Source organism: Sulfurimonas sp. (genome assembly GCF_027056685.1).
Classification (GTDB): domain Bacteria; phylum Campylobacterota; class Campylobacteria; order Campylobacterales; family Sulfurimonadaceae; genus Sulfurimonas.
Genome location: NZ_JALUKE010000099.1, coordinates 1 through 12,061 on the forward strand (window position 1 = coordinate 1; position 12,061 = coordinate 12,061).

9 protein-coding genes and 1 pseudogene are annotated in these 12,061 nt (G+C 38.9%); all 10 read left to right on the forward strand.

Going from position 1 to position 12,061, the window contains the following annotated elements; all coding sequences use genetic code 11:
* On the forward strand, positions 1-758 hold a 758-nt coding region (locus tag MVY38_RS04350), incomplete at its 5' end, for a putative PEP-binding protein (protein ID WP_366939760.1).
* Positions 759-761: 3 nt separating this feature from the next.
* Positions 762-1,358, forward strand: a complete 597-nt coding sequence (locus tag MVY38_RS04355) for an HdeD family acid-resistance protein (protein WP_297483927.1) — start codon at positions 762-764, stop codon at positions 1,356-1,358.
* Positions 1,358-2,260 carry an aldolase gene (locus tag MVY38_RS04360; RefSeq protein ID WP_297483929.1) on the forward strand — a complete coding sequence of 301 codons (903 nt, stop codon included), beginning with the start codon at positions 1,358-1,360 and terminating at the stop codon, positions 2,258-2,260. The genes MVY38_RS04355 and MVY38_RS04360 overlap by 1 nt, the downstream gene beginning before the upstream one ends.
* 10 nt (positions 2,261-2,270) lie before the next feature.
* Entirely contained in the window at positions 2,271-2,612 is a 342-nt protein-coding gene (locus MVY38_RS04365; RefSeq protein WP_297483931.1) for a carboxymuconolactone decarboxylase family protein, read from the forward strand.
* 20 nt (positions 2,613-2,632) lie between these two features.
* Positions 2,633-4,024 carry an NAD(P)/FAD-dependent oxidoreductase gene (locus MVY38_RS04370; protein ID WP_297483932.1) on the forward strand — a complete coding sequence of 464 codons (1,392 nt, stop codon included), beginning with the start codon at positions 2,633-2,635 and terminating at the stop codon, positions 4,022-4,024.
* 4 nt (positions 4,025-4,028) lie between these two features.
* Positions 4,029-5,306 carry a phosphopyruvate hydratase gene (gene eno / locus MVY38_RS04375; protein ID WP_297483934.1) on the forward strand — a complete coding sequence of 426 codons (1,278 nt, stop codon included), beginning with the start codon at positions 4,029-4,031 and terminating at the stop codon, positions 5,304-5,306.
* Between the two features lie 13 nt (positions 5,307-5,319).
* Positions 5,320-7,446: an alpha-glucan family phosphorylase gene (gene glgP / locus MVY38_RS04380; RefSeq protein WP_297483936.1), complete on the forward strand. Its 2,127-nt coding sequence runs from the start codon at positions 5,320-5,322 to the stop codon at positions 7,444-7,446.
* A gap of 20 nt (positions 7,447-7,466) precedes the next feature.
* Positions 7,467-9,101 carry a phosphoglucomutase (alpha-D-glucose-1,6-bisphosphate-dependent) gene (gene pgm, locus MVY38_RS04385; protein ID WP_297483938.1) on the forward strand — a complete coding sequence of 545 codons (1,635 nt, stop codon included), beginning with the start codon at positions 7,467-7,469 and terminating at the stop codon, positions 9,099-9,101.
* Positions 9,102-9,139: 38 nt separating this feature from the next.
* Positions 9,140-11,641 (forward strand): sugar phosphate nucleotidyltransferase, encoded by a 2,502-nt coding sequence (locus MVY38_RS04390; protein ID WP_297483940.1) that lies wholly within the window; start codon positions 9,140-9,142, stop codon positions 11,639-11,641.
* 9 nt (positions 11,642-11,650) lie between these two features.
* A pseudogene (locus MVY38_RS04395) lies at positions 11,651-12,061 on the forward strand (glycoside hydrolase); the annotation flags it as partial.

Here is a 12,061-nt window from a genome sequence, read left to right on the forward strand (position 1 = left end):
CTCGTGCTTATCGTTCTATGGAAGACTTCTTTGTGAAAACCCTCTCTGAGGGAGTGGCGACCATCGCTTCTGCGGTCTATCCGAAAAAATGTGTTGTGCGTATGAGTGATTTTAAATCAAATGAATATGCAACGCTTTTGGGTGGTACTGCGTTTGAGTTAAAAGAGGACAATCCTATGATTGGTTTTCGTGGTGCTTCTCGTTATGCACATCCAAACTATGAAGAGGGATTTGCACTTGAATGTGCGGCCATGAAGCGTGTACGAGATGAGATGGGCTTTACAAATGTTACACTTATGATTCCATTTTGTCGTAGAGTGCAAGAGGGTCAAAAAGTCATTGATACAATGGCAAAATATGGGCTTAAACAGGGTGAGAATGGCTTAGAAATCTATGTCATGTGTGAAATTCCAAACAATGTCATCCAGATAGATGCCTTTAGTAAAATTTTTGACGGATTTAGCATCGGTAGTAATGACCTTACACAACTTACACTTGGAGTTGACCGTGACAGTGAAGTGGTTGCGTTTGATTATGATGAGAGAGATGAGGGTGTCAAAGAGATGATTCGCCTTGCAACTGAGGGGTGTAAACGCAACAACCGTCATAGTGGTATTTGTGGTCAAGCACCTTCAGATTATCCTGAAATGGCAGAGTATTTAGTGCGTCTAGGAATTGATTCTATGAGTCTGAATCCAGATTCCGTGTTAAAAACAATAGAAAATATTGGTAAATTAGAAAAAAGTTTAGGGAGATAAACAATGTGGAGATGGCATAAAAATCTTAATTTAGAGATGAATCTTAATAAAAACTTGGTAGACAACTTCAAAAAACATGCCAAAATAAGTGGAAGTATCTTTGTCCTCGTTGGTGCAATAGGGATTATATTTCCTGCATTTATGAGTGTTACAACTGTCATGCTAGTGGCATACTTAATGATGTTTGCAGGTATCTCTGCAGGACTTTTAACCTATAAAAGTAACAAAGAGGATTGGGCAGGATGGCTTAAAAGTTTCATTCTTGTTTTTGCCTCTTTTGTACTGCTCTACTACCCTCTTCAAGGTGCAGCGGCACTCGGGCTTGTTTTTGCCATTTACTTTTTTACTGATGCTTTTGCAGGTTTTGGGTTGGCATTTTCACTTAAACCTCAAAAAATCTGGTTGGTATGGCTTTTTAATGCCATTACCTCTTTAGTTCTTGGTGTTTTATTTGTTATTGGTTGGCCAAAAAGTTCACTCTTTTTGATTGGACTTTTAGTCGGTATTAGTCTACTCTTTGATGGAGTATCACTTCTTTTAGGTGGTGCATTTGTTGAAGATGTAGATGATAAAGAAGATAAAAAAGATGGAGAGAAATAATGAAATTCAATGTACCAGCTGATGTACCAGCAAAAAAAGTAGCACTCTATAAAAAAAATCTCAAAGAAGCAACAAATGGAACAAACCATTTGATGCTTTTTGCAGGTGACCAAAAGGTCGAACACCTTAACAATGACTTCTATGGAAAAGATATTCCACTAGAAGACAACTCCCCTGAGCATATGTTTAAAATTGCTTCAAAAGCAAAAGTAGGTGTTTTTGCAACACAATTTGGACTTATTAGCAGATATGGACGAGACTACAAAAACATTCCCTACCTTGTAAAACTCAACTCAAAAACAAATCTTGTCCCTTATGATGCAATAGACCCCTACTCTGAAGCGTGGTTAAGTGTTGATGAAATTGTAAACTTTAAAAAAGAGAGTGGACTTGACATCAAAGGTGTTGGATATACGCTCTATCTCGGTGGAGCAAATGAACATGCAATGCTCTCTCAAGCAGCAAAAATAGTTCATGAAGCACATAAAAACGGAATGATATGTGTCCTTTGGATTTATCCAAAAGGCAAATTTGTAAAAGATGAACATGATGCACACCTTATAGCAGGTGCAGCAGGTGTTGGTGCTGCGTTGGGAGCAGATTTTATAAAACTTAAAGTGCCTTATACTAAAAAAGGCAAATTTGATGCAAAACTACTCCAAGAGGTCACAATGGCAGCAGGAAGAAGTGGTGTACTTTGTGAAGGTGGTGCTAAAATAGATGAAAAAGCATTTTTACAAGAGTTGTATGAGCAAAAAAGTATTGGTGGCAGCCGTGGAAACGGAACAGGTCGTAACATCCACCAAAGAGAGTTCAAAGAGGCTGTCAAAATGGCAAACGCTATTTATGCCATCACTTGTGAAAATGCAACTGTAAAAGAAGCACTGAAACTACTCAAGTAAGGAAGTCGTTATGAAAACAAATACTCAAAAACTTCAAGAGATAAAAGAGCTTATTGCAAAGCTAGAAAAAGATACACCAACACAGATTAATGCCTTTAACAAGTTTATGCTTGCAACGGAGAAATCAACTGTGTTAGGTGATAAATATACAGAACTCATTAATGTTGCTTTAGCTATTTCTGCACAGTGTGAGTGGTGTATCGCACTGCATGTAAAAGGTGCTTTGGGGGCTGGAGCTACAAAAGAGGAAATACTTGAAGCTGCAATGCAGGCTGTGCTTATGCACGGAGGTCCGGCACTTATGTATATGATACCGGTAGAAGAGGCAATAGAAGAGTTCACACAATCCTAAACGAAAAGAAGGAAACAAAAATGAAAACACATTATGGTCTAATAGTCATCGGAGCGGGACCTGCGGGAACACCTGCAGCCGTAACAGCTGCAAAATTTGGAGTAAAAACACTAATTGTCGATAAACGCGATGCACCTGGTGGCGAGTGCCTTTTTGAAGGGTGTATTCCCTCAAAAGTGCTTGAGAGTGCAGCCAATCATTATGCCAAAGTTGTCAATTCTAAGAAGTTTCATGTAGAAGAGAATCATCCTCAAATACATTGGGAAGCAGTCATTAAAGATAAAGAGACAATAGTAAAAAAACGCTCACAAGGTGCTTTGATGCAAATTGAGCAACTCCCTTTGCTTGACTTCAAACAAGGAACTGCAGAGTTTGTAGATACCCATACCATGAGAATCAATGGAGAACTTTTTAGCTTTGACAAAGCACTCATTGCAACAGGTGGAAAAACAAATATTCCTCCTTTTAAAGGAAATGGTGTAAGCAAGGCTTGGACAAACAGAGATGTATTTTTAGAAAAAGAGTTACCAAAAGAGATACTTTTTGTAGGTGCTGGAGCGATTAGCTGTGAGCTTGTTCAGATGTTTAATAAGCTTGGCGTGAAGTGTCATATTTTAGAGCGTGGTTCAAGAATACTGAAACATATGAGTGAGCAGAGTGCTAGCATTGTGCAAAAGAAAATGCAAGATAATGGCATTGTTGTTGATTGCAATGTCAATCTTGAGACAATTGATTATGAAAATGAGAAGTTCATTGTAAAATTTTCACAAAATGAGCAAGAACGCAGTTTAGAATTTGGACATGTTCTTTTAGCAACAGGTCGCGGTGCAGATGTAGCAACACTTGGTTTAGAAAATGCAAAAGTGGAGTATGACAGAGGTGGCGTTGTGGTAAACAAAGAGCTACAATCTTCACAAAAACATATTTACGCTTGTGGTGATTGTGTTCCTGCACCAAAGTTCGCACATACGGCAAGCTATGAAGCAGGAGTAGTCGTGCATAATATGTTCGCACCATCCAAGCATGAGGTCAACTATGACAAAAACTCTTGGGTACTTTTCTCTAACCCACAAATCGGTGTTGCAGGCATTAATGAGGAGCAGGTAAATAAGCGTGAGCTTGATGTAGATATTGAGCTTTATGATTTTGCACAAGATGCACGCTCTCAGATAGACAAAGAGGCTGAGGGATATGTGAAGTTTATCATCGATAAAAAATCAAAAGTGATTCTGGGCATAGAGATAGTCAGTGAAGATGCCTCTTCTCTCATCGGTGAAGCTGCACTTATAGTTGCAAATGAGATGAGTACTATGGATGTAATGAAAGCCATCCATCCACATCCAACACTTACAGAATCGTTTGGAAAATTAGCACAGCAGATATTTTTTAAAAGCATGATGAAAAGAGGATAAAAGAATGACAAATTCAACAATTAAAAGCATAAAAGCATTAGAGATACTCGACTCACGCGGCAACCCTACAGTACGCGTTTTAATGGAACTTGAAGATGGTACAAAGGTCTCTTCTTCTGTACCTTCAGGGGCAAGTACAGGCGAGTATGAGGCAGTAGAAGTTAGAGATGGCGATGCTTCTCGTTATGGTGGCAAAGGTGTTTTAAACGCAGTGGCAAATGTCAATGATAAAATCGCAGCCCTTGTTGTGGGAATGGACGCAAAAGAGCAGGCAAAAATAGACAGAGCAATGATAGAACTTGATGGCACTGAAAATAAGTCAAACTTAGGTGCAAATGCGATTTTAGGTGTCTCAATGGCAGCCGCAAAAGCAGCCGCAGCTTCAAGTGGAGTTGAACTTTACCAATACCTCGGTGGTGCTGATGCAAGACGCATTCCTGTTCCATGTATGAATATTTTGAATGGTGGCGAACACGCAAACAACAGTGTAGATTTTCAAGAGTTTATGGCTGTACCTCACGGAGCACCTACTTTTAGTGAAGGTCTTCGATATGTGGCAGAAACATTTCATAAACTTGAAAAGATATTAGCAAAAAAAGGCTACTCAACTGCAAAAGGCGATGAGGGTGGATATGCTCCAAATCTTGGTAGTAATGAAGAGGCTATGGAGCTTATTATTGAAGCTATCAAAGAAGCTGGATATATTCCAGGAAAAGATATTTCAATAGCAATAGATTCTGCTGCTACATCTTTTAGCACCGATAAAAAAGGTCATTATGATATGAAATGGTCAGGCGCTGGTAAAAAAACAAGTGATGATTTAATAGCAATTGCAAAAGTATGGATAGAGAAATATCCTATCATTTTATGGGAAGACCCTTTAGCTGAAGAAGATTGGGAAGGATTTGCCAAATTTACAGCAGAGTTTGGAGATAAGATTGAAGTAGTTGGTGATGATATTTTTGTAACAAACACGAAATTTATCTCACGCGGTATAAAAGAGCATACAGCAAACTCTTCACTTATAAAACTCAACCAGATAGGAACAGTAACTGAAACTGTTGATGCAGTGAGAATGTGTAGAGATCATGGCTGGAGATATTTCCTTTCTCACCGTTCAGGTGAAACAGCAGATACTTTTTTAGCAGATTTTGCAGTAGCGATGGATGGAGGGCATCTTAAAACTGGTTCAGCTTCAAGAAGTGAACGACTTGCAAAATATAACCGTCTCTTAGAGATTGAGATGATGTTAGAGGGCGAAGCACTCTATAGCTGGAAATAGCAAAGGCAAAAAGATGATAAACGCAGACCCATCAATCAACATAGCAGTTCCAAAACTTCCACAAGAGATAGAGGGTCTAAAAGAGATCTCTCTTAATCTTTGGTGGACATGGAACGCACGCGGACGCAATCTTTTCAAACTACTCAATCCTTACCTTTGGAAAGAGACACGCCATAATCCCATAGCAATGCTCAAAAGTATGTCTCAAAAAGAGCTCAATGAAGCATCTAAAAATGAGCTTTTTATGCGTGAGTATGAATATGTCTATAAAACTTTTACAACCTATATGAACGACAAAAATGTCTATGCTGATGAGCCGTTGCCTATTGCATACTTTTGTGCCGAATATGGACTTCATCACTCTGTACCTATCTATTCGGGTGGTTTGGGATTTTTAGCAGGCGATATTTTAAAAGAGTCAAGTGATATGGGACTTCCTATGGTGGGCATTGGTTTTATGTATCCACAAGGTTATGTCCGCCAAGTCATAGGAACTGATGGCTGGCAAAACGGTGCTCAGGAACCTATAGAGAAAGATGTTGCTCCGATTGAGCGAGTTTTAGACAAAGATGAGCAACATTTCACCATTAAAGTTCCTTTTATTGACCCTCCTATATTTGCAAGTGTTTGGAAAATAAATGTCGGTCGTGTCACACTCTATCTGCTCGATACAGACATAGAAAAAAATGACCCGTGGGATAGACAAATATCTTCACGCCTTTATACTTCTGACATCAACCAAAGATTGCGTCAGCAGATTGTCCTTGGAATCGGTGGATACAGGGTACTTGAAGAGCTGGGCATTGAGTACTCCATCTTGCACCTCAATGAAGGACATCCTGCTTTTGCGCTTTTTGAACGTGTACGCAGTTTTATGCAAGACGGGGGTCTCTCTCTTGATGATGCTGTTGCAAAGGTTAAGCAAACATCTGTTTTTACAACCCATACACCACTTCAAGCCGCGACGGATGTCTATAACTTTGAGATGATAACTGCTGCGTTTAAAGATTACTGGGAAGCACTTGGTATGAGTAAAGAGGAGTTTATGAGCTTTGGCATCAACCCTGATAAGCAAAGCGAAGGCTTTAATATGACCGTTTTTGGTCTTAATATGTGCGATAATCGAAATGCAGTAAGTAAAAAGCATTGTGAAGTGGCAACTAATATCTGGTCACATGTACTCCCTGCATCACAAGAAAACAAGCCTGCTATGGATTATGTCACAAACGGTGTTCATGTTCCAACTTGGCTTGGAGATGAGCTCTCAGATATTATTGACACCTCTGTGGGTGAAAGCTGGAAACTGCTCCAAGACAGCGAAGCTTGTTGGAGCTTTGTGAATGAAATAAGCAACAAAAAACTCTGGAAAATCTCACAAAATGCTAAAGTTTTAATGGTCAATTATATTAGAGACAGAGTACGCGTAAAATATGCAAAAGAGGGAATAGACCCTGTTGTTGCAATGGCTGAGGGTGTACTGCTTGATCCTGATGTCTTGACTATTGGTTTTGCCCGCAGAATGGCAGAGTATAAACGACCTGATTTAATCCTCACAGATATAGAACGACTTGAGAAGATTATAACAAACAGAGACCGACCTGTGCAGATAATATTTGCAGGAAAAGCACATCCTGCAGATATAGCAGGTAAAAAGATACTACAGCATATTTTTAAAACAGCGCAGGAATCTCGTTTTGGCGGACGCATTGCTTTTGTGGAGGATTATGGAGAAAATGTTGCCAAATATCTGCTCCACGGTGTCGATGTTTGGCTCAACAATCCACAAATTCCAATGGAAGCCTGCGGTACAAGCGGCATGAAAGCTTCACTCAACGGTACGCTGCATCTCTCCTCTTTAGATGGTTGGTGGCCTGAGGGTTACAACGGTGAAAACGGCTGGGCATTTGGAGATGAGCCTTCAAATACAAAAGAGGATTCAGAAGCCTTATATGATTTGATAGAAAAAGAGATAGTGCCACTCTATTATGACACAGACAACAGCGGTGTACCGACACAGTGGATAGAGAAAATGAAAGCAGCAATGACAAGCGTTACGCCTGCGTTTAGTGCAAGACGAATGATGAAAGATTATTTGAGCAAATTTTATATTCCAATATCAATGGATTTGCAAAAAAAATAAAAATAATAAGGGGAAGAGATATGCGTAATCCTTTAGCAGGAAAACCAGTACCAAAAGAGGAACTTATAAATGTAGAGCTTGTCACAAGTGCTTACTATGAGTTGATACCTGATGTTACACAAGAGAGCCAAAGAGTAAGCTTTGGAACTTCGGGACATCGTGGAAGTGCTTTGAAAAAAAGTTTTAATGAAGCGCATGTGATGGCAATTACACAGGCAGTTTGTGAATATAAAAAAGAGTCAGGCTATGAAGATTTGCTCTATATCGGCAAAGATACACACGCTCTCTCTGCCCCTGCACAAATAACAGCACTGCGTGTTTGCTGTGCAAATGAGGTAAAAGTAGCCATCTCTTTAGATGATGATTACACCCCTACACCTCTGGTCTCTTTTGCTATTTTAGAGCATAATAAATTGGGCAATGCAAAAGCTGATGGAATTGTTATAACACCCTCACACAACCCTCCACAGGACGGCGGATTTAAGTACAATCCACCAAATGGAGGACCAGCAGATACAGATGTCACAACTATCATAGAAAAAAGAGCCAATGAGATACTGCAAAACAATCTCAAAGATGTAAAAATCATCAGCTATGAAGAAGCTCTATGCTCCTCTTTTGTTACAGAGTATGATTTTATAACACCGTATGTAAAAGCTCTTGGCGAAATCGTAGATATGCAAGCTATTCAAAATTCTGGCTTAAAAATGGCAGCTGACCCACTTGGTGGCTCAGCTATTCCTGTTTATAAAAAGATACAGTCGTATTATAATCTTGATATGGAGATTATTCACCCTTACGCCGATGCCACTTTTTCGTTTATGACACTCGATCATGATGGTAAAATTCGTATGGATTGCTCTTCACCCGATGCTATGGCTTCACTGCTGAAACTCAAAGATAACTATGATTTGGCATTTGCCAATGATACCGATGCAGACAGACACGGTATAGTTACACCCAAAGGTGGACTGATGAACCCTAACCATTACCTAAGTGTTGCTATTTGGTATCTTTTTAAACATAGAAAAAACTTTACAGCAGATTTAAAAATAGGTAAAACACTCGTCTCAAGCTCTATGATAGACAGAATTGCTAAAAGTCTTTCTCGTGAAGTCTATGAAGTACCTGTTGGCTTTAAATGGTTTGTAGATGGGCTCTATGAGAACTGGCTTGGTTTTGGTGGTGAGGAGAGTGCGGGAGCTTCGTATCTTCGCCGTGACGCGACTGTCTGGAGTACCGATAAAGATGGAATGATTATGACACTTTTAGCTGCTGAGATTATGGCAGTACTGAAAAAAGATCTCTTTGAAATATATGCTGCGTTTGAGCAGGAGTTTGGAAAATCATACTATGGACGCATTGATGCACCAGCGACCTTGGAGCAAAAAAAGATACTCAAATCTTTAAATGCAGCATCTATTAAGATTAACACTTTAGGTGGCGAAAAGATTGAGCAGATACTTACAAACGCAGCAGGAAACGGTGCTGCCATAGGTGGGCTTAAAATTGTTACACAAAATGGTTGGGTGGCTATGCGACCATCTGGAACAGAAGAGATATATAAAATATATGCAGAGAGCTTTATTTCGCAAGAGCATTTAAGCACTTTACAGCAAGAGGCACAAACAATTATGACAGGCTTATTTTCATAGCTTAGTAAACAAAAAAAGTTTATAACAAGGGGAAAAAGATGAAAGCAGTAGTAATGGCAGGCGGATTTGGCACTCGAATTCAGCCTTTGACAAATTCACGACCAAAACCAATGTTACCGATTATGAACAAACCGATGATGGAGCATACCATGATGATGCTCAAAGATTTAGGAATAACAGAGTTTATTGTCCTACTCTACTTTAAACCTGAAATTATTCAAGACTATTTTAAAGACGGCAGTGATTTTGGTATTAAAATAAGCTATGTTATACCTGACGATGATTACGGTACAGCGGGGGCTGTTAAGCTTGCACAAAAGCTTATAGGGGATGAAAATTTTATTATCATTAGTGGTGATTTGGTAACAGACTTTAATTTTAAAAAGCTTATGAAATTCCACCAAGAAAAAGAAGCAAAACTCTCCATCGGACTTACCTCTGTAGAAAATCCTTTGCAGTTTGGTGTCGTCATTGCCAATGAAGATGGCGTTATTGAGAAGTTTTTAGAAAAGCCAAGCTGGGGAGAGGTATTTAGTGACACTATCAATACCGGTATCTATATTTTAGAACCAGAGATACTTGAGTACATTCCCGAAGGCGAAAACTTTGACTTTGCAAAAGATCTTTTTCCTACCTTGATGGAAAAAGAGATTCCGCTCATGGCACACAATCTCAAAGGCTACTGGCGTGATGTTGGCAATCCGCAAAGTTACAGAGAAGTGTATGAAGATATACTTAGTAATGTTGTAAAATTTAAACTAGAGGGTAAAAAAACAGTATATCCTGATGGCCTACTCTATGAGCTTGGAGACAATAGTATCGATAAATCGGTTGAAATCATAGGAACTGTTCTTTTAGGCAATAATATCAGCATCAAAAAAAATACTAAACTCACCAACACCGTTATAGGTGACAATGTCACCATAGGTGCAGGTTGTAAAATCAAAAATTCTGTCTTTTGGGAAAATATTAGAGTTGAAAAAGGCGTTCTCTTTGATAGCTGTGTCATTTGTAATGACAATATCATCGAAAAAAATGTAAAGGCTACTGCTGGACTTATCTTAGCAGAGGGGTGTGAAGTAGGAGAGCTGACAAGTTTTGACAAAGATGTCATTATTTGGCCTGACAAAAAAATAGAACCTGCTTCGGTGGTTACAAACAACTTAATACTAGGAAGTAAATATAAAAATTCCATTTTTGAAGATGGTAGTGTTTATGGAAAAAGTAACATCGAGCTCTCCTGTGAGATGGCTACAAAACTTGCAGAAGCACTCGGCGCACAACTTCCTGTAGCCTCTACAGTTTTAGTCGGCCGTGACCACGACAAAAACTCACGAATGATAAAGCGTGCCTTTTTAGGTGGTCTGATCTCTTCAGGAATCAACATACTTGATTTACGAGAAACACCACCCTCAGTACTGAGATATACCATTGCAAACGACAACAATATCATAGCAGGTGTACATTTTAAACGCTGCCTCAACGATACCGCAAGTTCTGAGATTACAATTTTTAACGACGAGGGAATGAAAATACACTCCGAATCAGCGAAGTCGATTGAAAAGACCTTTTTTGCAGAGAAGTTCCGTCGCGTTGATTTTAGCCGTATTGGTTATATTAGGGAGAGTGAACATCATCTTGAGTGTTTTAACTATCGTGACACCATTGAAACGACAGTTGATCATAAAATTGTAAAACATGAAGATTTTAAAGTTGTTGTAGATTTAATGTATGGAACAACCATCGATATATTTCCAAAGCTCATCAATGACATTGGTTTAGAGCATGTTACGCTCAACTCCTACTATGATGAAAAAAAACTCTCTAATATTGCTACTTTGGAGAAAAAATCACAATTCAATGTCTCAAAAATCGTACGCTGTCTTAACTACAATATGGGACTATTAATCTACCCAAATGCACAGCAAATTACTTTAGTTGCAGAAAACGGCGTTGTGCTTAGTAAGGTCAAAGCACTCTATGCAGTCTTGGAACTTTTAAATCTCGATGCAATGAATGAGAAGAAAAAAGTATTTTTACCGACATGGGCACCTGACATTAGACACTTTAAAAACCTCATCATTAAAAGAGGAAAGTATGCTGATTTTAAAGTTGAAAAATTAAAAGAGTTTGATCTCATTGCTACAGTAGATGGAAATTTTGCCTTTACAGAGTTTACTTATACCCGTGATGCCATCTATGCAAGTCTTAAGATTATGGAGCTTTTAAGTACCTATAAAATCAAACTCTCATCACTTCTTGAGAGTCTTGAGAGCTTTTACTACAAAGAGTTTCGAGTCGAGTGTCCGCAAAAATCAAAGGGCAAAATGATGCGAAAATTTTTGCAATACGCAAAAGAGAAAAAATCAGACTCACAAGTAGGCGTAAAAATTTGGGAAGCCAAAAATAACTGGGTGTTAATGATACCTGACCAATACAGTGAACATATAAACCTTTACATTCAAGCAATAGATGATGAGCAGGGAGAGCAACTGCTTCGAAAATATCTTCAAATAATAGAGAAGATTTTAGAGGAATAAGGAGTAGTTGTGAGGCTTAACTTCATCTGGCATATGCACCAACCAGACTATCGAAATAGTGATGGAATCATGCAGATGCCATGGGTCTTTTTACATGCCATAAAAGACTACTATGATATGCCGTGGATGCTCTCACGCCATGCAAATATAAAAGCCACTTTTAACATCACCTCCCCGCTTATAGAACAACTTAAACTCTATGCACATGAGCCGCAAAAATCAGACAAATTTTTAGCACTGTGGCTTAAAAATGTAACAGAACTTGAAGAGCATGAGCGCAAATGGCTCATTAAACTTTGTAAAACGGCACAATTTGAGACAATGGTAAAACCTTTGGCGCGTTACTGTGAACTCTTTACACAGAGCCATTTTACAAACGCAGAGCTTAGAGAGATTGAAGTGCTTTTTATACTCTCTTGG